The 25160-nt window shown below is 68.9% G+C and carries 21 protein-coding genes and 1 tRNA gene; 3 read left to right on the top strand and 19 right to left on the bottom strand.

The features are described from left to right. Nucleotide 1: 1 nt before the first annotated feature. Nucleotides 2–892 (bottom strand): carbohydrate ABC transporter permease, encoded by an 891-nt coding sequence (locus tag JHL17_RS08790; protein WP_109450734.1) that lies wholly within the window; start codon nucleotides 890–892, stop codon nucleotides 2–4. Then, nucleotides 885–1844, bottom strand: coding sequence for a carbohydrate ABC transporter permease (locus JHL17_RS08785; RefSeq protein ID WP_200192160.1), 960 nt, complete (start codon nucleotides 1842–1844; stop codon nucleotides 885–887). Before JHL17_RS08785 ends, JHL17_RS08790 begins: the two co-directional genes overlap by 8 nt. A gap of 332 nt (nucleotides 1845–2176) precedes the next feature. Here JHL17_RS08785 and JHL17_RS08780 point away from each other — a divergent pair, with 332 nt between their 5' ends. Further along, nucleotides 2177–3193 carry an oxidoreductase gene (locus tag JHL17_RS08780; protein WP_200192158.1) on the top strand — a complete coding sequence of 339 codons (1017 nt, stop codon included), beginning with the start codon at nucleotides 2177–2179 and terminating at the stop codon, nucleotides 3191–3193. Nucleotides 3194–3211: 18 nt separating this feature from the next. Here the strand turns inward: JHL17_RS08780 and JHL17_RS08775 are convergent, their stop codons facing one another. The 8 genes from JHL17_RS08775 to JHL17_RS08740 form a co-directional block, all read right to left on the bottom strand. Then, on the bottom strand, nucleotides 3212–4840 hold the full coding sequence (locus JHL17_RS08775) for an ABC transporter permease (RefSeq protein WP_247893412.1): 1629 nt from the start codon (nucleotides 4838–4840) through the stop codon (nucleotides 3212–3214). A gap of 221 nt (nucleotides 4841–5061) precedes the next feature. Beyond that, the gene (locus JHL17_RS08770; protein WP_200192156.1) at nucleotides 5062–6048 is read right to left on the bottom strand and encodes an ABC transporter substrate-binding protein; all 987 of its coding nucleotides are present in this window, start codon (nucleotides 6046–6048) and stop codon (nucleotides 5062–5064) included. A gap of 109 nt (nucleotides 6049–6157) precedes the next feature. Further along, complete coding sequence (locus JHL17_RS08765; RefSeq protein WP_200192154.1) at nucleotides 6158–6976, bottom strand: phosphodiesterase; 819 nt, start codon at nucleotides 6974–6976, stop codon at nucleotides 6158–6160. A 170-nt stretch (nucleotides 6977–7146) separates the two neighbouring features. After that, the gene (locus tag JHL17_RS08760; RefSeq protein WP_200192174.1) at nucleotides 7147–8196 is read right to left on the bottom strand and encodes an ABC transporter ATP-binding protein; all 1050 of its coding nucleotides are present in this window, start codon (nucleotides 8194–8196) and stop codon (nucleotides 7147–7149) included. A gap of 28 nt (nucleotides 8197–8224) precedes the next feature. Then, nucleotides 8225–9028, bottom strand: coding sequence for an ABC transporter permease (locus tag JHL17_RS08755; RefSeq protein ID WP_200192152.1), 804 nt, complete (start codon nucleotides 9026–9028; stop codon nucleotides 8225–8227). A 5-nt stretch (nucleotides 9029–9033) separates the two neighbouring features. Next, a complete protein-coding gene (locus tag JHL17_RS08750) occupies nucleotides 9034–9921 on the bottom strand; it encodes an ABC transporter permease (protein WP_345773774.1) in 888 nt (295 codons plus the stop codon). After that, on the bottom strand, nucleotides 9918–10931 hold the full coding sequence (locus tag JHL17_RS08745) for an ABC transporter substrate-binding protein (RefSeq protein ID WP_200192150.1): 1014 nt from the start codon (nucleotides 10929–10931) through the stop codon (nucleotides 9918–9920). The genes JHL17_RS08750 and JHL17_RS08745 overlap by 4 nt, the downstream gene beginning before the upstream one ends. A 28-nt stretch (nucleotides 10932–10959) precedes the next feature. Next, nucleotides 10960–12015: a LacI family DNA-binding transcriptional regulator gene (locus JHL17_RS08740; RefSeq protein WP_200192148.1), complete on the bottom strand. Its 1056-nt coding sequence runs from the start codon at nucleotides 12013–12015 to the stop codon at nucleotides 10960–10962. A gap of 278 nt (nucleotides 12016–12293) precedes the next feature. Here JHL17_RS08740 and JHL17_RS08735 point away from each other — a divergent pair. Further along, nucleotides 12294–12370, top strand: a tRNA-Arg gene (locus JHL17_RS08735). Nucleotides 12371–12557: 187 nt separating this feature from the next. Here JHL17_RS08735 and JHL17_RS08730 read toward each other — a convergent pair. The 9 genes from JHL17_RS08730 to JHL17_RS08690 all read right to left on the bottom strand — a co-directional run bounded on the left by JHL17_RS08730 (nucleotide 12558) and on the right by JHL17_RS08690 (nucleotide 23917). Next, complete coding sequence (locus JHL17_RS08730; protein WP_200192146.1) at nucleotides 12558–12755, bottom strand: hypothetical protein; 198 nt, start codon at nucleotides 12753–12755, stop codon at nucleotides 12558–12560. A 137-nt stretch (nucleotides 12756–12892) separates the two neighbouring features. Beyond that, a complete protein-coding gene (locus tag JHL17_RS08725) occupies nucleotides 12893–13492 on the bottom strand; it encodes a Hint domain-containing protein (protein ID WP_200192144.1) in 600 nt (199 codons plus the stop codon). Nucleotides 13493–13743: 251 nt separating this feature from the next. Then, a complete protein-coding gene (locus JHL17_RS08720) occupies nucleotides 13744–14562 on the bottom strand; it encodes a formate/nitrite transporter family protein (RefSeq protein ID WP_200192142.1) in 819 nt (272 codons plus the stop codon). A 28-nt stretch (nucleotides 14563–14590) separates the two neighbouring features. After that, nucleotides 14591–14950 (bottom strand): hypothetical protein, encoded by a 360-nt coding sequence (locus JHL17_RS08715; RefSeq protein ID WP_200192140.1) that lies wholly within the window; start codon nucleotides 14948–14950, stop codon nucleotides 14591–14593. Between the two features lie 89 nt (nucleotides 14951–15039). Continuing rightward, nucleotides 15040–17874: a sensor domain-containing protein gene (locus JHL17_RS08710; protein ID WP_200192138.1), complete on the bottom strand. Its 2835-nt coding sequence runs from the start codon at nucleotides 17872–17874 to the stop codon at nucleotides 15040–15042. A gap of 198 nt (nucleotides 17875–18072) precedes the next feature. Beyond that, nucleotides 18073–19545 carry an MHYT domain-containing protein gene (locus tag JHL17_RS08705; protein WP_200192136.1) on the bottom strand — a complete coding sequence of 491 codons (1473 nt, stop codon included), beginning with the start codon at nucleotides 19543–19545 and terminating at the stop codon, nucleotides 18073–18075. A 463-nt stretch (nucleotides 19546–20008) separates the two neighbouring features. Beyond that, a complete protein-coding gene (gene pyk, locus JHL17_RS08700; RefSeq protein ID WP_200192134.1) occupies nucleotides 20009–21520 on the bottom strand; it encodes a pyruvate kinase in 1512 nt (503 codons plus the stop codon). Between the two features lie 78 nt (nucleotides 21521–21598). After that, the gene (locus JHL17_RS08695) at nucleotides 21599–22678 is read right to left on the bottom strand and encodes an aldose epimerase family protein (protein WP_200192132.1); all 1080 of its coding nucleotides are present in this window, start codon (nucleotides 22676–22678) and stop codon (nucleotides 21599–21601) included. 309 nt (nucleotides 22679–22987) lie between these two features. Next, nucleotides 22988–23917 (bottom strand): DMT family transporter, encoded by a 930-nt coding sequence (locus JHL17_RS08690; protein ID WP_200192130.1) that lies wholly within the window; start codon nucleotides 23915–23917, stop codon nucleotides 22988–22990. Between the two features lie 119 nt (nucleotides 23918–24036). Between JHL17_RS08690 and gcvA the strand changes: the two genes are divergently transcribed. Next, entirely contained in the window at nucleotides 24037–24975 is a 939-nt protein-coding gene (gene gcvA, locus JHL17_RS08685; RefSeq protein WP_200192128.1) for a transcriptional regulator GcvA, read from the top strand. Nucleotides 24976–25160: the final 185 nt, after the last annotated feature.

Below are 25160 nucleotides of genomic sequence, written 5' to 3'. Positions count from 1 at the left end.
ATCACCCCTTGACGGAGCCGGCGGTCAGACCGCGGATGAAGTATTTGCCGGCGAGCACATAGACGACGAGGGTGGGCAGGCCGGCGATCATCGCCGCCGCCATGTCGACGTTGTACTGCTTCACGCCGGTGGTGGTGTTGACGAGGTTGTTCAGCGCGACCGTCACCGGCTGCGCGCCGCCCGCCGCGAAGGATGCCCCGAACAGGAAGTCGTTCCAGATCTGGGTGAACTGCCAGATGATCGTCACCACCAGGATCGGCAGCGACAGCGGCAGCATGATCTTGGTGAAGATCTGGAAGAAGCCGGCGCCGTCGATGGTCGCGGCCTTCACCAGATCGTCGGGGATGCTGACGTAGTAATTGCGGAAGAACAAAGTGGTGAAGGCGAGTCCGTACACCACATGCACCAGGATCAGCCCGCCCGCACTGCCGGCCAGCCCGAGGAAGCCAAGAGTCTGCGCCATCGGCAGCAGGATCACCTGCGATGGCAGGAAGCTGCCGAACAGGATCATGCCGAAGACGATGTTGGCGCCGCGGAACCGCCACTTGGTCAGGGCATAGCCGTTCAGCGCCCCGAACAGGGTGGAGATGATGACGGCCGGCCCGACGATGACCAGGGAATTGAGGAAATAGGGCGCCATGCCGCGGCAATCGGCGCCGATGCAGGCGCGGTTCCAGGCATAGCTCCAGGCATCCAGGCTGAAATCGCGCGGCAGCGACAGCAGCGACCCGGTGCGGATTTCCTCCGGGCTCTTGAAGGAGGTGGCGATCATCAGCAGCAGCGGCAGCAGGTAATAGGCCGCGAACAGCAGGAGGATCAGGTACAGGCCCCAGCGGGCGATGCGGGCGCCGGTGCCCTGCGCCGGCGGCAGGGCGGAGGTCAGGCTAGACACGCTTGCCTCCCTTCAGTTCGGAATAGAGGTAGGGCACGATGATCGCCACCACCGTCGCCAGCATCATCAGCGCGCTGGCCGAGCCGATGGCGATCTGGTTGCGGCGGAAGGTCATCTCGTACATGAAGGTCGCCGGCAGGTCGGAGGCATAGCCGGGACCGCCGCCGGTCAGCGCCACCACGAGGTCGTAGCTCTTGACCGCGAGGTGGGCGAGGATGACGAAGGCGCTCATGAACACCGGCCGGACCGACGGCAGGACGATGCCCCAATAGATGCGCGGCAGGCTGGCGCCGTCGAGATAGGCCGCCTTGATGATCTCCTGATCGACGCCGCGCAGTGCCGCCAGGAACAGCGCCATGACGAAGCCGGAGCTTTGCCAGACCGCGGCGATCACCAGCGTGTAGACGGCGGTGTCCTGCTGGACGATCCAGTCGAAGGTGAAGCCGGGAAAGCCCAGGTCGCGGACGAACTGCTGGATGCCGATGCCGGGGTTGAGAATCCATTTCCAGGCGGTGCCGGTGACGATGAAGCTGAGCGCCATCGGGTAGAGATAGATGGTGCGCAGCACCCCTTCGCCGCGGATGCGCTGGTCGAGCAGCACGGCCAGCAGGATGCCGACGATCAGGCTGACGCCGATGAACAGACCGCCGAAGATCAGCAGGTTCTCGATGGCGACGTACCAGCGCTCGATCCGCCACAGCTTGGAGAAGGCGTCGGCGCCGACCAGATCATAGGACGGCAGCATCTTCGAGTTGGTGAAGCTGATGTAGACGGTCCAGACGATGAAGCCGTAGACGAACAGCAGGATCGCCGCGAAGGACGGGGCGACCACCAGCTTCGACAGGTGGCGTTGCGCCAGCGCGCGCAGCCCGCCCGCCTTGTGCGGGGTGGCGCTGCCGGGCGCGGCCTCGTCTCCGGCCGCCGGCCGGTAGGATGGGGTCTGCAGGGTCATGGTACGGTCCCCACCGGACATTGCAGCGGCGTCGGGGCCGGCTTCGCACACGGATGCAGGTCGCGCATGTCGGTTCCCTCCCGTGATGGGTTGCTGTTGGACCGCTGATACACGGTCGTTCGCTTGGCGGTCACTGTACGCTGCCGATGATGGGCGGGGCGGACAATTTGGTAACGCGGCGCTTTCCCGGCCGCCGCGTTGTTACGCAACCGTTACATACCGACCGGTCCGGCTGGCCGGGAAGATGCTATGCCGCAGCGGGCGCTGTTGCGCCGGAGCGGGGCGGACGGCATGGTCTGCCGGGCGACATTCCAGGAAGAGGAGCCGGGACGATGAGCAGCCTGTCGGTCGGACTGTTGGGTTTCGGCCTTGCCGGGTCGGTGTTCCACGCGCCGCTGATCCGCAGCGAACCGCGCCTGCGCCTGACGGCGGTCGCCAGTTCGCGTGTCGACGACATCCGCCGCAGCGCACCGGGGGCGGAGGCGACGACGGCCGCGGCGGTGATCGCCGATCCCGCCATCGACCTCGTGGTGATCGCCACCCCCAACACCAGCCACGCTCCCTTGGCCCGCGAGGCCCTGCTGGCCGGCAAGCATGTGGTGATCGACAAGCCGATGGCGACCACCGCGGCGGAGGCCGGCGAACTGATCGACCTCGCCAAGCGGCAGGGCCGGCTGCTGACCGTCTTCCACAACCGGCGCTGGGATAACGACTTCCTGACCCTGCGCGCTTGCCTGGAGGCAGGCGAGATCGGCCGGCCCTATCATTACGAGGCGCATTACGACCGCTTCCGCCCGCAGATCAAGCAGGGTTGGCGCGAACGGACGCTGGCCGGGTCCGGCGTGCTGTTCGACCTCGGCGCCCATCTGATCGATCAGGCGCTGACTCTGTTCGGCATGCCCGACCGCATCCTTGCTGACGTTGGCGCCCAGCGGCCGGACGCGCAGGTCGACGACTGGTTCCACATCGTGCTCGGCTATGGGCCGATGCGGGCGATCCTGCATTGCGGGACGGTGGTCTGCCGGCCGGGTCCGCGCTTCCAGCTGCATGGCGACGGCGGCAGCTTCCTCAAGCACGGAATCGACGGGCAGGAGGCGGCGCTCCGCGACGGCCGGATGCCCACCGAGGCGGATTGGGGCATCGACGATCTCGAGAACCACGCCCTGCTGGTCCAGGCCGACGGGACGGAGCGCCGGGTGGAGACGCTGCGCGGCGACTACCCTGCCTTCTACCGCGGGGTGGCGGCGGCCATCCTCGACGGCGCTCCGCCGCCGGTGACCGCCGAGCAGGCGCGCGACGTGCTGAGCGTGCTGGAGGCGGTGCGCAAGGCGGCGGGGCTGCCGGCCTGACCTCTCACCCCCGTCCCCTCAATTCCGCCAGGGCACGACGCCCGGCGGCAGGCGGCGGCCCAGCACCCCGGCGGCCAGCATCGCCGTCAGCACGACCAGGATGGCGATGACTCCCAATGCGGCGCCCAGTGTCGGGCTGCCGCCCTCCTCCAGCGCATAGACGACGACGCCCAGCGTCTCGTGCCCCTGCGACCACAGCAGGATGGAGACGGTCAGCTCGTTGAAGGCGGTCAGGAAGACCAGCAGCCCGCCGGCTGCAGCCGCCGGGGCGACCAGCGGTGCCACCACCGTCACCAGCCGGCGCAGTGGGCCGGCGCCCAGCGCGCGCGCCGCCTCTTCCACCGTCGGGTCGAGGGCGGCGCAGGCCGCCTGCACCGGCCGCAGGGCCAGCGGCAGGAAGCGGACCAGATAGGCCGCCAGGATGATCCACAGCGTGCCGTACAGGCTGACGCCCAGCCCCGGCAGCGGCTTCAGGAACAGCAGGATGCAGCCGATGCCCAGCACCACCCCCGGCACGGCATGCGGCAGTTCCACCAGCACGCCGACCGCCCGCGCGATCCGCCCGCCGCCGCCGGCCAGCGCCATCGCATGGGCCAGCGGCACCGCCAGCAGGGCCAGCAGTGCTGCCGCCGATCCCGACAGCAGCAGCGAGTTGGCGAAGGCCCGCCCGACCTGATCGAGCGCCAGCACCTCGCGGTAATGGGCCAGGGTCAGCGTACCGAAACCGATGGGCAGGCCATAGACGCTGACGAGGCTGGTCGCCAGCAGCGCCGTCAGCGGCGCGGCGACGAGCAGCGCCAGCACACCCCAGGCCAGCAGTTCCACCGGTGCGCGGGCCGTCCCGAGCGGCACCGGCGCCAGCGGCCGGGCGCCGCCGGGCAGGCGGCTGGCGATGCGTGCCTGCAGGATGGTCTGGAGGGCGATGCCCAGGCAGGCGACGAGGCCGATCAGCGCCGCCAGCACCGCCACCTCCGGCAGGGCCGACGGCCCGAAGCCGGCCAGCCGCCGGTAGATCAGCGTCGGCAGCATCGGGATCCCGGCCGGCACGCCGAGCAGCGCCGGCACGCCGAAATTCCCCAGCGCCGCGACGAAGGCCATGGCGAGCCCGGCGACCAGCCCCGGCAGGCAGAGCGGCAGCACCACGCCGCGCAGTGCGCGCCACGGTCCGGCCCCGGACGCCCGCGCCGCCTCCAGCATGTCGCCGGGGATGGCCCGGAGCGCCGTGCGCAGGGCGAGGAAGACCAGCGGCGCATGCTCGATCCCCATCACCAGCACCATGCCGGCCGCCGACTGCACCGGGTTCGCCGTTCCGACCGGAGGAGCGAGGCCCAGCGGCTTCAGGATCGGGCTGCCCGACCCGGCGAGATGGGTCCAGGCAATCGCCACGATCTGCGGCGGGATCATCAGCGGCAGGATCAGCGCGAAACTCATCGCCGTGCGGGCGCGCGGGTTCGTCAGCCCGATCAGCAGGGCGAACGGGCCGCCGATCAGCGCCGCCGCCAGCGTGGCGCCGGCAGCGATGGCGATGCTGTTGGTGGTGGCCCGCCACGTGGCGGGGGAATCCAGCACGCGGCCCAGCACCGTGGCGTCGCCGGCTTCCCACAGCAGGCGCAACACGGGCAGCAGCACGAGCAGCCCGACCAGCAAGGGCCAGCCGGGGAGGGTATGGAAAGCGCTTTTTCCCGCCCTCTGCCCCCCCGGGACTATCCCCCTCTCCCCCCCGGGGAGAGGGTCGGGGTGAGGGGGATGCACAGCATGGATTTTCACAGACGGATCGGGGTACGCGATTCTTGAAGATCCTCGCAACGCGTCCCCCTCACCCTAACCCTCTCCCCGGGGGGGAGAGGGGATGCTTACCGTACCTCACCTTACCCGCCGAACAGGTCGGCGAAGGCGCGCTTGTTGGCGTCGTCCTCGGCCAGCGCCTTGGCGGGATCGTAGGGCAGCAGGGTGATGCCGGCCGGGTCGGGGAAGCCCGGCGGCGGGTTCACCCCCGGCAGCGCCGGCAGGAAGCCCTGGGCCGAGGCCAGCTCCTGCCCCTCGCGGCTCAGCAGGAAGTCGATGAAGGCCTTTGCCGCCGCCGGGTTCTTCGCGGTGCTGAGGATCGCCACCGGCTCGCTGACCGCGCTGACGCCCTCCTTGGGGAAGACGAAGGCGACGGGCGCGCCCTTCAGATGCTCGCGGATCGGCAGGTAGTCGACGACCATGCCGTAGAGCTTCGCCCCGCCGGCCACGTCCTTCAGGATGCCGCCATTGCCCTTGGCCGCGGTGACGCCGTTGCGCTGCAACGCCTCATAGTACGCCATGCCGAGCGACGGCTCGGCCTTGATCGCCGCCATGTGGATGGCGGCGGCGCCGGAATAGAGCGGGCTCGGCATCACCGTGGTGCCCTTGGCCTCCGGCTTCAGCAGATCCTGCCAGGAGGCCGGCTTCATCGATGCTGCGGTGTTGTAGACGATGCCGGTGGTGATCAGCTTGGTGCCGAACCAGTAGCCCTGCGCATCATGCGTGCCGGGGCGGAAGCCGGCGACCGGAGCGCCCTGGTAGGGTTGCAGCCGCTTTTCCGCCTTCAGCGATTCCATCGTCACCGCGTCGGCGATCAGCAGCAGGTCGGGCTGCGGCGCCCCGGCGGTGAACTCGGCGCGCAGCTTGTTCATCAGCTCGGTGGTGCCGTTGCGGATCCACTCCACCTCGACGCCGGGATTCTTCGCCTTGAAGGCCTCCACCGTCTGGCGGGCGTCCGGCTCCAGCTGCGAGGTGTAGAGCACCAGCTTGCCGGTGGCACTTTCAGCTTGGGCGCCATGACCGAGCGCCAGCGTCAGGACCGTGGCGAAGGTGGCGAGAAACGCCTTCATCTCTGTCGTCTCCGTTGGATCGGGAGTCTTGTCTTACGCGATGCCGATGACAGGCGCGTGACAATGGACGGAAAGGCCCGGATCAATCAATAGGGGCTGGCAATAGGGGCTAGTCGATCAGCTTTCCGTCCTTGAAGAAGGGATAGGGGCCGTCATAGTCGCCGACCATTGCGGTGTGGCTGACCACCCCGGTGTCGGCGCGCCACATGTGGATCTGGTAGCCGGGCGGCTCCATCACGAAGGCCGACGGCGCGTCGTCGCGCAGGTCGAGCGCCACCTGATGCGCGGTGGACGGGGCGGTGGAGGCGATGGTGCCGGCCCAGCGCACCTGGATCGGCCGGTGCAGATGGCCGCACAGCACCCGCTCAACCTGCGGATGGCGGCGGACCACCGAGGCCATGTCCGCCGCCCCGCTCAGCCCCAGCCGGTCCATATGGCCGATGCCGGTGTCGAAGGGCGGGTGGTGCTGGAAGACGATGGTCGGCCGGTCCGGCTGTTCGGCCAGCCGGGCGTCGAGCCAGGAGAGCCGCTCCGCGCAGACCTTGCCGGCGCCGGAGCCGGGCAGCACGGTGTCCATGGCGATCAGCCGGACCGGCCAGTCCTCCACGGTGTAGTGGAAGAAGGGGCCGTCGCCCACCCGCGCCGCCAGATTGGGGAAGGCCTTGGCGAGACCGGCACGCTCGTCATGGTTGCCCGGCACCGCAAACAGCGGGATGTCGAGCGGCCGCAGCAGCTCGAGCAGCCGCTCATACTCCTCGGCATCGCCGGCATCGACGAGGTCGCCGGTGGCGAGGACGACGTCCGGACGGGGCGTCAGCGCCAGGACCGCGGCGACGGCGCGCTCCAGGAAGGGGGCGGTGTCGACGCGGCGGTAGGCGAGGCGGCCGTGGGGCTTGATGTGGGTGTCGGTGATCTGGACGATGATCATGGGGTGGCCTGGGTTAAAGTATTTGATTTTTCCAGGACGTTAGCCCCCCACCCCAACCCTCCCCCGCTGGGCGGGGGAGGGGGTAGGTGCTGATGCGGGAGAGGGGCGGCAGTCCCTCCCCCGCGCGGCGGGGGAGGTTAGGTGGGGGGCTAACGCCGCATTTATGGAACTCACGGAACCGCCAGCAGCCGTGCCGGATCGACCCGCAGCCACACCCGGTCTCCACGGCCCAGCTCGCTGCGCCCGGCGGCATCGACCGTCAGCGCCGGCCCGTCCGCCGGCTCCACCACCAGCCGGGTGCGGTCGCCGAGGAACACCGCGGCGGCGACGGTGCCGTCCAGATGCCCGTCGGCCTCGCCGGCCAGCGCCAGATCCTCCGGCCGGACCAGCAGCTCCACCCTGCCGTCCGGCCCGGTCCAGGGCAGCGTCGCCGATCCGATGGACAGCGTGCCGCCGCGCGACACACCGCCCAGCCGGTTCATCGTGCCGATGAAGTCGGCGACGAAGCCGTCGGCCGGCTGGTAATAGATCTCGCGCGGTGTTCCCACCTGCGCCACCCGGCCCTTGGCCATGACGACGATGCGGTCGCCCAGCGCCATCGCCTCGCCCTGGTCGTGGGTGACGTAGACGGCGGTGATGCCCAACCCGCGCAGCAGTCGGTCGATCTCCAGCCGCAAACTGTCGCGCAGCTTGGCGTCGAGCGCCGTCAGCGGCTCGTCGAGCAGCAGCACGCGTGGCCGCACCACCAGGGCGCGGGCCAGCGCCACCCGCTGGCGCTGGCCGCCGGAGAGCTGGTCGATCCGCCGTCCGGCGAACTCGCCGAGATGCATCAGGTCCAGCATCTCCTCGACCCGGCGGGCGCGGTCGGCGCGGGCAATTTTGCGCACCTTCAGGCCGTAGGCGACATTCTCCGTCACCGTCATGTTGGGGAACAGGGCATAGCTCTGGAACACCATGCCGACGTTGCGGCGCTCGATCGGCAGGGCGGTGACGTCCTCCTCGCCGAACAGCACGCGGCCGCCCGCGTCGGGGCTTTCCAGCCCGGCGATGATGCGCAGGGTGGTGGTCTTGCCGCAGCCGCTCGGACCCAGGAAGACGATGGTCTCACCGCCGCGGATGGTCAGGTCCAGCGGCTCCAGCGCGCGGGCGCCGCCGGCGAAGGTCTTGCCGCAGCGCTCCAGGCGGATCGGCACGGCGTCGAGATGGAAGCTGTTCTGCATCACGCTGTCGGGCATCTTGGAAAAGACCTCAAACGGACGGACGGCCGCGCTTCGCCAGACCCTGCATCAGGATCAGGCTGGGCACAATCATCAGGAAGAAGACGAGGGTGTAGGCGCTGCCGATCTCGATCCGCAGCGAGGCGTAGCTGTCGGCCAGCCCGACCGGCAGCGTCTTGGTCAGCGGGGTGTGCAGCAGCCAGGTCAGGTTGAACTCGCCGACCGACAGGGTCAGCACCATCAGCGACCCGGCCAGGATGCCGGAGCGGCAGTTGGGCAGCACCACGGTGAAGAAGCGGCGCGGGAAGCCGGCGCCCAGGCTGGCCGCCCCCTCCTCCAGCGTCGTCAGGTCGATGGAGCCCATCACCGCCAGCACGGCGCGGACCATGAAGGGCAGGGTGAACAGCACATGGCCGATCAGGATGAACAGCCAGCTGCTCCGCAGATCCCCGACGCCGCCATAGGTGACGATCAGCGCCAGCGCGGTGGCGAGGCCGGGGATGGCGACCGGCATCATCAGCATCTCCTCCACCAACCGGGCGAAGCGGCCGGGGCGCCGCGCCAGCGCATAGGCCGCCGGCACGCCCAGCAGCAGGGTGGAGGCGAGGCAGGCGAAGGCGATCTGCAGCGACAAGAGGATGGTGCCGGAATAGACCCGCAGCACCTCGTCGACCCAGCGCAGGGTCAGGCCGCTCTTCAGGCCGACGAAGTAGTTGGCCGTCAGTCCGGCCAGCATCGACATCACCATCGGCACGGTCAGCAGGGCGCAGACCAGCAGGGTGAAGCCCAGTTGCAGCCAGAACCCCCAGCCGCGGCGGTTCGACAAATTCTGCATCGCCATTACCCGGCCGCCGCGACGGAGGTGCCGGCGACGCTGCGCGCCACCGCCAGGGCGGCCCAGGTGATGAGGCCGAGCAGGACGCTGAGCGCCGCTGCGGCGGCGATGTTCGCCTGGAGCGTGAATTCGGTATAGATCGTCATCGGCAGCACGTTGATCCGGGTGGCGAGCGTGAAGGCGGTGCCGAAGGCGCCCATCGAGGTAGCGAAGCACAGGGCACCGGCGGAAATCAGCGCCGGCTTCAGCGCCGGCAGGATGACGTCGGCCACCACCCGCCAGGGAGCCGCCCCCAGCGACCGCGCCGCCTCCTCCAGCCGCGGGTCCAGCTTCTCCGCCGCCGCCATCACCGTCAGGATGACACGCGGGATCGAGAAATAGACATAGCCGAGGAACAGCCCGGCCATCGAATAGGCGAAGACCAGCTTCCCCCCGCCCAGCGCCTGGGTGATGCTGCCGATCAGCCCCTGCCGTCCGGCCAGCATGATGACCATGAAGCCGATGACCACGCCGGGAAAGGCCAGCGGAAAGGTCAGCAGCGCGACCAGCAGGGCATGGCCGGGAAAGCGGTTGCGCACCAGGAACAGGCCGGCGACGGTCGACACCGCCAGCGTCACCGCCGTCACCCCGGCCGACAGCGCCAGCGTGGAGGCCAGGCTGTCGAGATGGCCGGGATCGGCCAGCGTGGTGAGGTAGGCCGACCATCCCTCCGTCCCGCCGGCGCCGATCAGGATCAGCCGGACCAGCGGCAGCAGGAAGAAGGCGGCGAACACCGCCGCCGCCGGCGCCAGCAGGGCCGCCAGCCGCAGCGGTTCGCCCGTCCAGCCCGGCCCGGCCGGCGGACGCACCGCCGGCCGGTGTGGGAGGGGAGCGTCCTGCACGCAGGCGCTCACTTCACCTCCGCCTGATAGCGGTCCATGAAGCCCTTCTGCGCCTCGGCCATACGGACCATGTCCACCGGCTTGGCGCGGGCGTAGTCGGCGGCCGGCAGGAACTTGGCGGCGGTCTCCGGCGGCATGGCTTCCGCCCGGACCGGGCGCATGAAGGCGTTGGCCCACAGCGTCTGGCCCTTGTCCGACAGGACGTAGTCCAGGACCTTCTTCCCGTTCTCCGGGTTCGGGCCGTTCTTCACCAGCGCCATCACATAGGGGACCGACACCGTGCCTTCCGTCGGGATGACGAAGGCGACCGGCGCCTTGTCGGTGTATTTGGCGCGGTAGGCGTTGAAGTCGTAGTCGATCAGAATCGGAATCTCACCCGACAGCACGCGGGCGTAGGAGGTCTGCTTCGGCACGATGGGCTGGTTCTTCTGCAGGGCCTTGAACCAGTCGACCGCCTTGTCGAAGCTGCCGTAATCGCCGCCCAGCGCCAGGTTGACCGCCACCGCGCCGACATAGCCGACGGCAGCGCTGGTCGGGTCGAGATAGCCGACCATGCCCGAATAATCGGGCTTCAGCAGGTCGGCCCAGCTCTGCGGCACCGGCTTGCCGCCCAGCGCCTCGGTGTTGACGAAGAAGCCCAGCGTACCGCTGTGGATGGCGAACCAGTTGCCGTCGGCGTCCTTCATCCCGTCGGGAATCCCGGCCCAGCCCGCCGGCTTGTAGGGGGTGACGACGCCGGCCGCCTTGGCCTGGATGCCGACCGGCCCGCCGAGATAGACGACGTCGGCCACCGGCTTGTCCTTTTCCGTCAGCATGGCGGCCATCGCCTGGCCTGAATTCTTGTTGTCGAACGGCACGGCGATGCCGAGGTCGGCCTTGATCGCCTTCAGCTGAGACGCCCAGTCGGCCCATTCCGGCGGGCAGTTGTAGCAGATGGCGGTCGGCTCCGCCGCCGCGGGCGTCACCGCCGTGGTCAGGGCGATGGCCAGCGCGGCGGCGCCGAACAGGAACGGCTTGATCATGATTGGCGTGTCTCCGGTCGGGAAGCGCTTATGTCGATTTGGCAGGAGCCGGTCCAAGCGATTCGCCCGGACGCAGGGTGAAGGGCAGCATCACGGCGCGGCCCTGCAGCTCGCCGGTAAAGCCGGTGCGCAGGCATTCGAAGGCGGTGGCGCCCATGGCGCGGGCCGGCTGCACCAGGGTGGCGAGGCTGGGCGACATCAGCCGGCCGACCTCGATCCCGTCGAAGCCGCAGACGGAGACGTCGTCCGGCACCGACAGGCCGAGGTCGCGCAGGGCCCGGATGGTGGCGAGCGCCAGCATGTCGTTGGAGGCGAACAGCGCGGTCGGCCGTTCCGGCCCGTCCAGATGGGGAGCCAGCCGGTGGGCCAGCCGCAACTCGTTGAAATCGACCTCGACCACCGGTCCGGGCGGCAGGCCGGCGTCGGCCAGCGCCGCCAGCCAGCCGGCATGGCGTCGGCGCGAGCGGTCGGACTGGCGGAAGCGCCCGGCGACCATGCCGATGCGGCGGTGGCCGAGCGCCGCCATCCGCTCCACCACCGCGCGGGAGGCCGCGACGTTGTCGACCGAGACATGGGCGCGCCCCGCCCGGTCCGGCTGGTTGTAGGCCAGGACATAGGGCAGCCGCACCTCGTCCAGCGTGTCGAGCGACCCGCTGCGGTCGGCGTCGGCGACGGTCAGCACCAGCCCTTCCACCCGGTTGGACAGCAGCCCTTCGATGGCGCGCGATTCCCGGCCCGGATCATAGTCGGTGGAGGCGATCAGCACGCTGTAGCCGGCTTCCGCCGCCGCCTCCTGGATGCCGGCGACGCTTTCGGCGAAGACCGGGTTGGTCAGCGACGGCACCAGCACCCCGACGGTGCGGGTGCGCGCCGCCTTCAGGCTGCGGCCGATGGTGCTGGGGCGGAAGGACAGGTCGGAGGCGGCGGCGCGCACCTTCTCCGTCGTCTCCGGCGTGGCGTTGCCACTGCCGTTGAGGACCCGCGACACGGTGGCGATGGACACCCCGGCGCGCGCCGCCACGTCGCGGATCGTCGCCACGCGGTCCGCTGCCCGCCCGTCCTGCCGCATACCGTCCTGCACCATCCGTCCCCTGTCGTTCCAACGCCGGCCGATCCGGCGTGGGCGCAGAGTGGCGATCGCATGTTGCAATCGCATGACGCCGCGAAAACGGTTTCATGAAGAATGGAAACGTTTCCATCCACCCGGGTCGGCTGGAACGCGGCCTTGGGAGGGGTGAGGTCGTGGGGCCCTCATGGGCCGTCAGGGGGCCGGCGGGGATGTCGCCAAGCGGGCGAAAAATCAGTGATTTTAGTGTTTGCGTCCCCGCAGGGCTTGGGCTATGTTGCGCCTCCACCAGCGATGGACCCGTAGCTCAGCTGGATAGAGCGCTGCCCTCCGAAGGCAGAGGCCGATGGTTCGAATCCATTCGGGTCCGCCAAGTTTTCCAACGGCCTAGCTGCATCGTCAGTTGGGCCGTTGTTGTTTCGGGTACCCCGTGCAGTTCCCCATGGACGCCCGGACACGCCGCGGCGTCGCCGCCTTCGGACCATCGTCGAGGGAAGGCCGGGTCGCTCAGGCCCCCGAGGCCTAGGAAGCGCCGCAATCCGGTCCATGTGGGGGGCGACTTACGCTGTGCGCACATTGTGCGGCGCCGGCTCGATGACAAGCTCGACGCCCTCTATGCGAAGGAACGAGCCGGGTGCGATCCGCCCCGTTGCGATGTCCTCATTGATCATCACCTGGGCATCGGCAAGGGAAATCGGTCGACCGGAATAATAGACCGGCCCGTCGGCGTGCCGGATATGGTGGAAGAGGTTCTGCAAGGTTGGCCTCCAGGATTGTCATGACCTGACAACCGCGGGCCGCCCCACTCCATTCCGGTCGTTGTCAAATGAAAGGGCCGCCCGTCGGGGCAGCCCTTTCATTTTCAACCGTCCTGCCAATGCGACCGACCGAGGCTTCAGGCCACTTCGACCGCCGCCCGCTTGTTCACGTTCGCGCGGATCCGATCCAGTGCCGCCAGCGGAATGTCGATCTTCGCGCAGGGCTCCTGCAGGCGCGGATCGTCACCCGGATACAGTGCCTCATATTCGGCGGCATTGTCGTAGGCTTGGCGGTTGTCGGCCTCGAGATAGGTCTCGATCGGCAGGCCTTCGGCGAACATGCCGTCATGGCTATCGAGTTCGACGTGGAAGTATTCGATTTCCTCCATCGCCTCGACTTGGCGGATCGACGAGCCGTTGATCAGCAGGCGGGCCGAAACGCCGTACTCGCCGATCAGCAGGGCGTGGCCGGGGGAGATGTAGAGGTCGCGGGCGGGTAGGCCCTGGGCGATGGCGTCGCGGGCGATCCGCACCGGCAAATGGACCTTGCGCTGTTGCTCGGTGTCGAAGGAGGAACCGTCCAGCAGGCGCCGGCCGATCCAGCGGATGGCGCGGAACTCGCCGGTCAGCGACGACTGGATCATGTCGCCGATCTTCAGGCTCTCGACCGGCACATCGCCGGACGCGGAGCGGACATGGGTCCCGCGAAGGATGCAGGTCGGGGTCGGGAGGGTCATGGACTTACCACCTTATCGAGGTTCATGCGCGCACTCTGCCGGCCTGCTCTTCGGCGGTCGGGATGCGATCCGGATGGCGTCGCCGGGTTCCCATCATCCAGATGGTGGAGCATACTCCTTTAGGATGGTTATGGTGCCAAACGAATAGCGGCGAATTCCGATGAAATGCGGCGAATTGTAATGTCGGCTCTCAGCCCAAAGGCTCGGTTGCCGGCCCGCGACGGGCGGCTTCCGTTCGGCCCGGACCGTGCTCACTGATCCTGCCGGACCTGCGCGTGGTTGATCAGCGCCACCATGCCGACGCCGCCCAGCACGTTGCCGATCAGCGACGGCAGCAGGAAGCCGAAGGCGTAGCGGTCCCAGCCGATCTCCCCGGACATGGCGGCGAAGGACACCTCGACCGACCCGGCGACGACATGGGCGAATTTGCCGAGCGCGATCAGCCAGGTCAGGGCGACGATGACGAAGAAGCGCGCCTGTCCGACCGACGGCGTGATCCAGACCAGCAGCGCGATCAGCCAGCCGGCGAGCACCCCATGCAGCGTCGTCGTCAGGAAATCCGAGCGGACGGCGGTGGTTCCCAGCTCGACGAAGGCGGCGCGCAGCGGCGGGGAGAAGGCCTCCGTTCCGGCGGCGAAGGCGGAGAACAGCAGGGTGCCGACGATGTTGGCGGCGAAGACCAGTGCCCACAGCCGGGCCACCCGCAGCACCGTACCCGTCGACCAGCGCTGGAGCAGCGGCAGGATCACCGTCAGCGTGTTTTCGGTGAACAGCTGCTGGCGGCCGAGGATGACGATCAGGAAGCCGAAGCAATAGCCGAAGCTGGCGATCAGCGGCCGCCAGGGCTCGTCCGGCAGATGGGTCGTCAGCAAGGCCTCGCCCACCATCGAGAAGCCCATCGACAGCCCGGCCGCCAGACCCGACCACAGCAGGGACGAGGCCGGACGCTTGAGTTCCTCCTGTCCCTCCAGCCGGATGGCTTCGTGCAGGATCAGCGCCGGCGGGTTGGAGCGTTCCCTGACCTCGTCCCGCTCGTCCCGGTTCAGGGGGCTGTCGTCGGCTTCGGTCATCGGCGGGCGCGGTCTTGCGGCCGGCCGGTCAATGCCGTGCCGCCTTGTGGTCGCCATGTTCCCGTTTTTCGGCGGTGTCGCGGCCGATCAGCTTGTTGAAGTTGGACCCCTCCTCGTAGAGAAGCGCCAGCTTCGATTCCTCGAACTGCTGGAAGAACTCGGTCCAGTCGATTTCCTCGAGCTCGCCATGGTCGGACCGGCGGGCCTTGGGGAACATCAGGCGCAGCAGGCCGACGCCGGTCTTGCGGCTCCTGCCGCCGGCCCGTGCGTGTCCATCGCCCTCGTTATGATGGCCCTCGTCATGGGTGCTGCGGACGACGGCCGGCTTGCCGCCGTGGCTTTCGGCCCAGCGGCGGATCTCGTCGTGATCGGTGGTGGTCTTCGCCATGGGTGTCCTCCGGGGCGATGTCCTGGCAGGAAGCGCTCCCCCACCAGAACAGCCGTCGCCGGAAGGCGTTGCGCTTCGGGCGGTGGATCCTACCCGGCAGCCGGCTCCCGCAGCCGCGCGATCAGCGCCGGCACCTCCGCCGCCGGAACCGGCCGGGAGAACAGATAGCCCTGCGCCTCCTGGCAGCCCAGCTCGCGCACGGCCTCGAACTGGGCCTGCTCCTCCACCCCCTCGGCGGTGATGACGACGCCCAGGGTGCGGCCCATGCCGGCCACTGCCTGGACCACCGCGGTGGAGCCGTCGCAGCGGGGCAGGTTGGCGACGAAGCTGCGGTCGATCTTCACCTTGTCGAAGCGGAACCGGCAGAGATATCCCAGCGCCGAATAGCCGGTGCCGAAATCATCCATGACGATCCGGGTGCCGAGCGCCCGCAGCGCGCGCAGGGTGCCGAGATTGGTGTCGTCATCCTGCAGCAGGACGGATTCGGTGATTTCCAACTCCAGCCGCCCCGGCGCCAGACCGGTGTCGGCCAGGGCCTGGCGGACCGATTCCACCAAGCCCCTGCCGCGGAACTGGACGGAGGACACGTTGACGCTGACCGCGATGCCGTCCGGCCACCCCGTCGCCTCGCGGCAGGCTTCGCGCAGCGCCCAGTCGCCGATCGGGCCGATCAGGCCGGTCTCCTCCGCCACCGGGATGAAGTCGGCGGGCCCGACCAGGCCGCGGCCGGGACGGCGCCAGCGGATCAGTGCCTCGAATCCGCGGAGGTATCCATTGTCCGCACCGACCAGCGGCTGGTAATGCAGCTCGAACTCGCCCCGGCGCAGGGCCTCGTGCAGGCCGAGCTTGAGGTCGTGGAAGGCCTTCAGCCGCTCCGCCATCTCCGGGGCGAAGAAGCGGTGGGTGTTGCGGCCGTCGGCCTTGGCGCGATAGAGCGCGATGTCGGCGGCCTTCAGCAGGGCGTCGGCTTCGGCGCCGTCGCGCCCGGACAGGGCGATGCCGATGCTGGTGCCGGTCTGGATCTGAGCCCCGTCGACGTCGAACGGTTCGGCCATGGCCGAGATGATGCAGCGGGCGAGGTCCTCCGCCTCCGCCGGTCCCCACAGGCCGGTCTGCAGGATGGCGAACTCGTCGCCGCCGAAACGGGAAACGAGGTCGCCCGTGCCGGCGCAGCCGCGCAGCCGGTCCGCCACCTGGCGCAGCAGCGCGTCGCCCGCGGGATGCCCCAGCGTGTCGTTGACCGCCTTGAACTGGTCGAGGTCGATGTAATGGACCGCCATCGCCCCGCCGTCCGCCTCGCCGTCCGTCGCCGCGTCGCGCAGCGTCTGCTCCAGCCTTTCCTGGAAATACAGCCGGTTGGACAGGCCGGTCAGCGAATCCAGCCGGGCCAGACGGGCGATCCTCTCCTGGGCGGCGCGCCGCTCCTCCTCCACGCGCCGGCGTTCGGTGACGTTGCGGAAGAAGACGGACAATCCCTGTGCGGTGGGAAAGGCGTGGACCTCCGTCCATATCCCCAGCGCCGCCACATACTCCTCGAAGACGGCCGGCGTCTGGTCCGCCATCGCCTTGCGGAACAGGCCGCAGCTCTCCGTCTGCTGGGGAAAGGCGCCGAAGAAGTCGTCGCCCAGCCGGATGCCCCGGCCTTCAAGGACGGAGGCGGCGACCGGGTTGCGATAGGTGATGCGCCAATCCTGGTCGATGAACACCACGGCATCGGTGGTGCTTTCCAGCACGCCGGACAGCAGGGTGGTGGTCTCCTCCAGCGCCTGCCGGGCGTGCTGAATGTCGGTGACGTCGCGGGAGATGGCGAGCAGCCGCTGCGGGCGTCCATCGGGGCCGGGCAGGGGACAGATCAGGTTGTCCCACCATTTCGGCGTGCCCATGGCCGTCGGGCAGAAACCGAGGAAGCGGGCGGTGTCGCCCCGCCGCGCAGCGTCGATCGCGGCGCGCAGCTGCGGCCGCCGCTCCTCCGGCCAGATGTCCTCCCAGGGCCGGCCCATCAGGGTGTTGGGGCTGTCCAGCTCCATCAGCTGGACGCCGGGGACGTTCATGAAGGTCACCCGCCCCTCCATGTCCAGCACCTTCAGGCATTCCGGGCTGTTGTCGAGGATCTGGCGGGCGAAGGATTCGCTCTCGCGCAGGGCCGCCTCGGTCATCTTGCGGTCGTGGATGTCCTCGTCCGTGCCGTACCACTGGAGGATGCGGCCGTCCGCGTCCCGCCGGGCCGAGGCCCTGCGGCGGAACCAGCGGTGGCCGTCGCCAACCGGGTCGTCGTGTCTGGCGATGCGCAGGCGCAGATCGATTTCCAGCGCGCCGCCGGTCGCCAAGGCATGTGTCCAGGCGGCCCGAAAGGGGGGGCGGTCGTCGGGATGGAGGGCGGCGATCCAATCCTGCGCGGTCGCGATGTCGTCCGCCCCCAGGCCGATGCGCCCGCGCCAGCGCCGCGTGGTGTGCGGCGTGCCGTCCGGGGTGCTGCACCAGGGATAGAGGCCGCTCAGTTCAAGCGTGTGGCGGTGAAGCTCCTTGACCTGGCGGAGCTCGGCCTCGCCCCGTCTCGCCCCGGTCCGGTCCTCCACGATGCAGAGAAGGGCCGCGGCCTCCTCGTCGTCGTAGGGATGCAGGGTGGCGACCAGCAGGCGCTCGGACTCCGAGAGGATGATGTCCTCCACCACCGTACCGGCCAGGGCGAGCGGAGCGGCCGCCAGCAGCGCGTCCTCCGCGTCCGGCCAGACATCGGCGAAGGGCAGTCCTGCCGCGGCGGCGGGAAGCCCCGCCATCGCCGCCATCCGCCGGTTCAGCCGCAGGCAGCGGAGCCGGTGGTCGAGGATCGCGATCCCCACCGGGATCGCGTCCAGCAAGGCATTCCCCCGCATGGATTTGCGGGCCGGGAGCCGGTCGAACTCGGCGGTCAGGGGCTGGTGCATTGTCCCGGATCGATAAGGATGATGATGACCGGCGCCGAATTGCCGGATTCTATCCTTATCCCTGGATCGCCAAATAAAAAGTTAACGCCCTCTTGTGGAGTTCACCAATCGAACGGTGCGTCTTCGAAGAAAAATTGTAGATATCACGCCGTGAGATCAGAAATTCTGGAGGATTTCTATCCGGAACAACCCCGATATTCACTCGGCGGCGTCGGATCGTGCCAGCAGCGGCTGATCGAACGCGTCGTCGAGGAAGCGGTCGCGGATCGCCAACATGACGTCGAGCCTGTCGAGGAAGACCGTCACCAGATCCGGGTCGAAATGGCGGCCGGCCTGCTCCCGCATATGGGCGACGACCGTTTCCAGCGGCCAGGGCTCCTTGTAGGGGCGGGCGGACAGCAGGGCGTCGAACACGTCGGCGATGGCGACGATGCGGCCGGACAGCGGGATCGCGGTGCCGCGCAGGCCGGCGGGATAGCCGGTGCCGTCCCATTTCTCGTGGTGGGTGCCGGCGATCTCGGCGGCGAGGTCGAGCAGGGGCAGCCCGCTGCCGACCAGCAGCCGATGGCCGATGGTCGCGTGGTCGCGCATGGTGGCCCATTCCTGGGCGTCGAGCCGGCCGGGTTTCAGCAGCACATGGTCGGGGATGCCGATCTTGCCGATGTCGTGCAGGGGCGCCGCTTCCAGCAGCTTCGCGGCGAAATCCGGGGCGCAGCCGGCCGACAGGGCGAGCTGGTGGGAGATCTGGGCCATGCGCGCCACATGCTGGCCGGTCTCGTTGTCGCGGAATTCGCCGGCGCTGCACAGGCGGCGGATGATCTCGCGCTGGGTCGCCTCCAGCTGAACCCGGGTGGCCTGCAATTCCATGTTGGCGATGCGCAGGGCCGAGGCCTCGTGCGCGGCGGCGGCGGAAAGCCGGCGGTCGGCGGCGGCGGACACCAGCGCCAGCAGCACCAGGCCGAAGGTGCCGATCGCGACCGCCGCGGCCAGCGGTCCGCTCGACACGCCGTCGGCCAGCAGCCCGTCCGCCGGCATCAGCATGGGATCGACCTGGACCACCAGGGCGGCCATGCCGGTGTAGTGCATGCCGCAGACAGCGACCGCCATCACCAGGGCGGCCAGCATCCGCATCCGCAGGCGGTGGATGCGGGCGGACAGCCACAGCCCGGCCGTCGCCGCCGCGGCGGCGATGGCGACCGACAGGATCCACAGCGTCGGTTCGTAAGCGATGCGGGCCGGCAGGACCATCGCCGCCATGCCGAGATAATGCATCGCCGCCACTCCCGCCCCGACGATGCCGCCGGCCGCGGCGATCGCGCCCGGGGAGCGGCGGTTCTGGATGATGCGGAAGCCGGCGGCGACGAAGACGACCGAGGTCACCAGCGACAGCAGGGTCTTCACCGGATCATAGGCGATCGGCGTGTCGATGGTCAGGGCCAGCATGCCGATGAAATGCATCGCCCAGATGCCGCCGCCGAGCGCCACCGCGGCACAGCCCCGCCACATCATGCGGGCGACGCCGGCGGTCCGGTGCATCCGCTCCGCCATGTCGAGCGCCGCGTAGGAGGCGAAGGCGGCGACGGCATAGGACAGCGTCACCAGCCAGGGGTCGTGGGACAACGGCAGGCCGGATGCCGACGTGAAGCACAGCCCGGCCAGATCGATCGACATCCCGCAACTCTCCTGAAACACCCGGTCGACACAGGTTTTCCTGGCCGGCCTTCCTGATTGCCCGTTCCGCCGGTCGGGTTGCAAGACGGGGAAACCCCGACCGGGATGGTCGGACATAAACCGGCGCCCGGCGATCTCCGGCAGTTAGCTAAAAAGCCATCTTTATTTGACCGGTGTCAAGAGCGTAGAGGTCGGTAGAACAGGGGGCCGAACGGCTATGCAGTTGGTGTTCCGCCAAGCGTCCATTCGATCGAAACGGATGCTTGGCGATCGGCAGAAGGTGCGGTTCGAACCGGACGACGGATCGCCGGTAAAGCCTGACCGGTCCGGTGGGACGAGAGTCGGTCGGATGTTCACTGAAGCCTCTGACCGCCTCCAGGCTTTCGACTTTTCCCATGTGATCGGCACAAGCGCTTCCGCTTGAACCGATCACACTCCAGCCCGATGGGACTAGCCCTGGCGATCAGGCGTCGGCGAAGGCCATCGGCTGCCGGGACCGGGCGTCCTGCTCGCGCTCCGCATGGTTCTGCGAGCGGCTCGGCGGCTCGACCCAGGCGATGCGCAGGATGTTGGTCGATCCCGGCATGCCGAACGGCACGCCGGCGGTGATGACCAGACGCTGCCCCTCCTTGGCCAGCCCATGGACATAGGCCAGCCGGGCCGCCTTGTGCACCATGTCGGCGAAGCTCTGCACATCCTCGGTCGGGACGGCATGGACGCCATAGGCCAGCACCAGTCGGCGGGCGATGGCGGCGCTTTCGGTCAGGCAGAGGATCGGCACCTCCGGACGCTCGCGCGCCGCCCGCAGCGTGGTGGAGCCGCTGGTGGTGTAGGTGGCGATGGCCGCCGCCTTCACCGTATGGGCGACCTGGCGGGCGGCGGCGGTGATGGCGTCCGATTCCGTCTGTTCCGGGTCGGCATGCTGGGCGTCCATCATGGTGCGGTAGAGCGGGTCGCCTTCCACCCGCCGGGCGATGCGGTCCATGATCGACACCGCTTCCACCGGATACTCGCCCGATGCGGTCTCCGCCGACAGCATGACGGCGTCGGCGCCGTCGAACACCGCGGTGGCGACGTCGGACGCCTCGGCCCGCGTCGGGGCGGGGGCGGAGATCATCGATTCCAGCATCTGGGTGGCGACGATCACCGGCTTGCCGGCCAGCCGGGCGGCGCGGATGATGCGCTTCTGGATCGACGGCACGTCTTCCGGCGGCATCTCCACGCCCAGGTCGCCGCGCGCCACCATGACGCCGTCCGACATCTCGACGATGCGGTCCAAATGCTGGATCGCCTGCGGCTTCTCCAGCTTCGACAGCAGGGCGGCGCGGCCGGCGACCAGCTTGCGCGCCTCCGCCACGTCCTCCGGCCGCTGGACGAAGCTCAGCGCCACCCAGTCCACCCCCTGGTCGAGGGCGAAGTCCAGGTCGGTGCGGTCCTTGGCCGTCAGCGGCGACAGCGGCAGCACCACGCCGGGGACATTGACGCCCTTGCGGTCCGACAGTTTGGTGCCCGACACCACCACGGTCTCGGCAAAATCGGCACCGCAGGCGGTCACCCGCAGCCGGACCTTGCCGTCGTCGAGCAGCAGCTCGGCCTCCGGCACCAGGGCGGCGAAGATCTCCGGATGGGGCATGCCGACACGGCGGGCGTCGCCCGGCTCCGCCAGCAGGTCGAGGCAGAAGGACTGGCCGGGGGTCAGCGTCACCGGCCCGTCGGCGAAGCGGCCCAGCCGCAGCTTCGGCCCCTGCAGGTCGGCCATGATGGCGATGGGGCGGCCGGTCTCCGCCTCCAGCGCGCGGATGGCGCGGACGCGCTCGCCATGGTCCTGGTGGCTGCCGTGGCTGAAGTTCAGGCGGAAGACGTCGACGCCGGCTTCGAACAGGCGGCGGATCATCTCGGGCGAGGAGGAGGACGGACCCAGCGTGGCGACGACTTTCGTCTGCCGGTAACGGCGGATCGGCTTGGCAATGCTCATGGCGTAACGGACTCCGAGGGGGAGGAGGGGCGGCCGTGCGTGGTGCTCAGGGGGAGGGGCGGGCGGTGCCGTGCCGCCTCAGGCGACCCCGAACCGGTAGACGATGGACCCGGCGGTCCATTGGCCGGGACGCAGCACGGTCGACGGGAAGGAGGGGATGTTGACGGCGTTGGGGAACTTGGACGGCTCGGCGCAGAAGGCGCTGTGTTTGGTGTAGAGGATGCCGCCCTTGCCGACGTCCCGCGGGGTTTTGCCCTCCAGGAAATTGCCGGTGTAGAGCTGCAGGCCGGGTTCGGTCGACAGCACCTCCAGCGTCCGGCCGCTGGCCGGGTGGAGGAAGCGGGCGTGCAGGACGGGAACCGGGCCGGTCGCCGGCCTGTCGATCACGTAATGCAGGTCGTAGCCCTTGCCGAGCGCCAGCATGGGATCGTCGGCATCGATGCGGGCGCCCAGCGCCGCCGGGGTGCGGAAGTCGTGCGGCGTGCCGGCGACCTCCACCATCGCGCCGGTCGGCACCGCCGTCTCGCCGAGTTCCAGATAGCGGCCGGCCTGGACGGTGGCGACATGATCGAGGATCGACGAGCCGAGATCGCCCGACAGGTTGAAGAAGGTGTGGTCGGTGAAGTTGGCGATGGTGGTCTTGTCGGCCGCCACCGCGGTCCAGGCGATGGTCAGGGCATTGTCGTCGCCGACCGTATAGACCAGCCGCAGCGGCAGGGTGCCGGGAAAGCCTTCCTCGCCATCCTGGAAGACATGGGTCAGTTCCAGGCTGGCCTCGTCGAGCTGCCGGGCGTCGAAGACGCGGAAGCGCGAGCCGCGCTGGCCGCCATGCAGGGTGTTGGGCGGGCTGTTCACCGCGGCCTGATGGGGCACGCCGTCCAGCGTGAAGCGCCCATCGGGGATGCGCCCGCAATAGCGCCCGATGAAGGACCCCATCGACGCCTGCCCGCCCGTCACGCCCTCGATGCCGTCATAGCCCTGGACCACGTCGCCCAGCGCGCCGTCGCGGTCGGGAACCAGGACCTGCTCGATCTTGGCGCCGTAATTGGTGATGCGCACCACCATGCCGCGGCCGTTGCGCAGGGTGAACAGATCCACCGGCTTGCCGTCGATGGTGGCGGAGAAGGACTCGCGCCTGAGGTCGGTGTAGGTCGCCATGGTCCGGGCATCCCCGTGGAAAAGGTTGGAAGTGGAAGAGTTATAAGAAGCCGAGAAGCAGCAGCCCCAGCATCACCACCACGCGCAGGAGCAGCGCCGTCTCCAGAGGATCGGCGGTCATGATGGACCTCGCCGGATGGATCGTGGGATTATTATACTAATATATTAATCTGGAAGGCAAACCGCTTCGGCGCTGCGGAGGCGCGCCGGACAGTATGCCGCAGGAGCCGCCGAATCCGGGGCTTCGGACGGCGTGGAATGAAAGGACGCGCGGGTTCGCTTCGCGGACCCAAAGCCGGGGGGACCGCCCTACGCCGCGTTGCGCGCCCGCACCGCGATCGCAAGCCCGGCCAGGATGAGGGCGACCCCGGCCATGAACTGCACTCCGATCCTGTCGCCGAACAGGATCGCCGAGGCGGCGATGCCGAACACCGGCTGGAGATACTGCACGCTCGCCGCGACCGGGGCCGGCACGTCGCGCAGGATGCGCAGCCACAGGAAAAGGCCGGCGGCGGTCACGGCGAGGCCGAGATAGGCCGCGGCCCCCAAGGCCTGTCCGGTCAGCACGAAGGGCGTGTGGTACGCCTCCCACCCCGCCCAGGGCAGCAGCGCGGCGAAGCCGAAGATCGTGCTCCACGCCGCCACCACCACGGTGCCGTACCGGTTGGTGAGCTCGACGCTCCAGACATAGTAGAAGGCGACCGCCAGCGCCGAAATCAGCATCCAGATCGGCCCGAGGGCGGTCGTTCCGGCGGATCCGGCCTCGCCCGCATTCTCCAGCGCCACGATGACGATGCCCGCGAAGGCGGCCGCCACCCCCAGAAGCTGGAACGCCGAGACGGACTGCCGGAGCCGGACCGTCGCGAACAGCACGACGAAGAGCGGAATGGTGGCGGACAGGATGGTGCCGATCGAGGCGGATGTCCCGGCCACCCCGAATGTCTGCGTGACCTGCCCGACGCCGATGCCCAGCACGCCGAGGGCGGCGACGGCGGGAAGGGCCTTCCATGGCAGGGGCTTCTTCCCGGCGAGCAGCAGCAGCATGCACGGGATCGCCACGGCGAAGCGGATCGCCGTCAGGGTCAGGGGCGGCATGGTGATCAAGCCGAGCTTCGTCACCGGGATCGACAGGCCCCACATCAGCGCGAGCAGGAGCATCGCCGCGAAATTCCCCAGGCCGACGGGGCGCGGGACGGCGAGCGGGGAGGGGGAGGCGGGGGCGGTGGTGACTTGGCTCATGATGCGTCGCAGTCCGTCGGGATACCCGTGATCGGGGCACATCTAAGGTCCCGCCGCTCTTGCGGACAAACCATTTGTCGTCACAAGATGCGTGAGTATTCCGCACAGGTGAGCGCGCCATGACCGACCGGCTTCCGCCGCTGCAGACGCTGCGTGCCTTCGAGGCGACCGGGCGGCGGTCGAGCATGACGCTGGCGGCCGAGGAACTGCACGTCACGCATGGCGCGGTCAGCCGCCAGATCAAGGCGCTGGAGGATCATCTCGGCGTCCGGCTCTTCCGCCGGATGACCCGTAGGATCGAATTCACCGCCGAAGGCGCCGCGTTCTTCGCCGCCGTCACCCGTCTTCTGTCGGAACTCGCCCGCGAGGCGGAGAGCATCCGCCGCCGGAACGAGACCGCCCGCCTCGTCGTGAGTTCCGGCGTCTCGTTCGCCAGCAAGTGGCTGACCCCGCGCCTGCACCGGCTGATGGCCCGCTATCCCGACTACGACGTCCATCTCGAAGTGACCGACGTCGAGATCGATTTCGCGACGTCGCAGGCGGACGTCGCGATGCGCTATGGCGATGGACGGTATCCCCATGCCGAGTCGGAGCGGATCATGAACGAGACGGTCAGCCCCGTCTGTTCCCCGGACTATCGCGAGCGGATGGGCGGCCTTCGCACCGCTGGCGCAATCGCCTCGGCGCGGCTCATCCACGAGAACGGCATGAAGGCCGACTGGACCCGCTGGTTCGGGATGATGGGCATGCCGGCGCCCGCCGCGCGGGGACCGGGCTACAGCCATGGCAGCATGTCGATCGAGGCCGCGATCCGCGGGGAGGGGGTTGCGCTCGGGCGAAGCGTGCTCGTCGCCGAGGACATGGCCGCGGGGCGCCTCGTCGCGCTGTTCCCCGAGGCCCGGCTGGACGTGGAGTCCGGATACGACCTCGTCTACCCAATGGGGCATCGGGACCATCCGAAGGTCCGCGCCGTCAGAGACTGGATCGACGACGAGGTGCGGCAGTTCAAGGTGGTTGTGGAGGTTGGGGGTGTGATCGGCTCAAGTGGGATTATTTGAACCATGGCTGATCTGGAAAAGTAAACGGTAAGGGCCAGGATATGGGTCGTCTTCAATGATTTCGCACGCTGTTTAATCATTTTCCTAGCGTAATATTTGGGACATTTTCATAATTTCATAAAATATCTGTGATCGGTAACAAAAATTTAAAGCGAATAAATATGATATTGCAGGGAATTGCGATT

The sequence above is a fragment of the Azospirillum endophyticum genome, assembly GCF_016595245.1.
Lineage (GTDB): Bacteria > Pseudomonadota > Alphaproteobacteria > Azospirillales > Azospirillaceae > Azospirillum > Azospirillum endophyticum.
This window is presented reverse-complemented; position numbering and strand designations above follow the sequence as displayed.

What these genes read in the sequence shown, in the direction of transcription:
- JHL17_RS08715 (WP_200192140.1), bottom strand. Translation starts at nt 14,950, where the DNA reads ATGGCGAAGACCACCACCGATCACGACGAGATCCGCCGCTGGGCCGAA.
- pyk (WP_200192134.1), bottom strand. Translation starts at nt 21,520, where the DNA reads ATGAGCATTGCCAAGCCGATCCGCCGTTACCGGCAGACGAAAGTCGTC.
- JHL17_RS08740 (WP_200192148.1), bottom strand. Translation starts at nt 12,015, where the DNA reads ATGGTGCAGGACGGTATGCGGCAGGACGGGCGGGCAGCGGACCGCGTG.
- JHL17_RS08765 (WP_200192154.1), bottom strand. Translation starts at nt 6,976, where the DNA reads ATGATCATCGTCCAGATCACCGACACCCACATCAAGCCCCACGGCCGC.
- JHL17_RS08770 (WP_200192156.1), bottom strand. Translation starts at nt 6,048, where the DNA reads ATGAAGGCGTTTCTCGCCACCTTCGCCACGGTCCTGACGCTGGCGCTC.
- JHL17_RS08725 (WP_200192144.1), bottom strand. Translation starts at nt 13,492, where the DNA reads ATGACCCTCCCGACCCCGACCTGCATCCTTCGCGGGACCCATGTCCGC.
- JHL17_RS08710 (WP_200192138.1), bottom strand. Translation starts at nt 17,874, where the DNA reads ATGCACCAGCCCCTGACCGCCGAGTTCGACCGGCTCCCGGCCCGCAAA.
- JHL17_RS08720 (WP_200192142.1), bottom strand. Translation starts at nt 14,562, where the DNA reads ATGACCGAAGCCGACGACAGCCCCCTGAACCGGGACGAGCGGGACGAG.
- JHL17_RS08760 (WP_200192174.1), bottom strand. Translation starts at nt 8,196, where the DNA reads ATGCAGAACAGCTTCCATCTCGACGCCGTGCCGATCCGCCTGGAGCGC.
- JHL17_RS08755 (WP_200192152.1), bottom strand. Translation starts at nt 9,028, where the DNA reads ATGCAGAATTTGTCGAACCGCCGCGGCTGGGGGTTCTGGCTGCAACTG.
- JHL17_RS08690 (WP_200192130.1), bottom strand. Translation starts at nt 23,917, where the DNA reads ATGAGCCAAGTCACCACCGCCCCCGCCTCCCCCTCCCCGCTCGCCGTC.
- gcvA (WP_200192128.1), top strand. Translation starts at nt 24,037, where the DNA reads ATGACCGACCGGCTTCCGCCGCTGCAGACGCTGCGTGCCTTCGAGGCG.
- JHL17_RS08785 (WP_200192160.1), bottom strand. Translation starts at nt 1,844, where the DNA reads ATGACCCTGCAGACCCCATCCTACCGGCCGGCGGCCGGAGACGAGGCC.
- JHL17_RS08745 (WP_200192150.1), bottom strand. Translation starts at nt 10,931, where the DNA reads ATGATCAAGCCGTTCCTGTTCGGCGCCGCCGCGCTGGCCATCGCCCTG.
- JHL17_RS08780 (WP_200192158.1), top strand. Translation starts at nt 2,177, where the DNA reads ATGAGCAGCCTGTCGGTCGGACTGTTGGGTTTCGGCCTTGCCGGGTCG.
- JHL17_RS08695 (WP_200192132.1), bottom strand. Translation starts at nt 22,678, where the DNA reads ATGGCGACCTACACCGACCTCAGGCGCGAGTCCTTCTCCGCCACCATC.
- JHL17_RS08705 (WP_200192136.1), bottom strand. Translation starts at nt 19,545, where the DNA reads ATGTCGATCGATCTGGCCGGGCTGTGCTTCACGTCGGCATCCGGCCTG.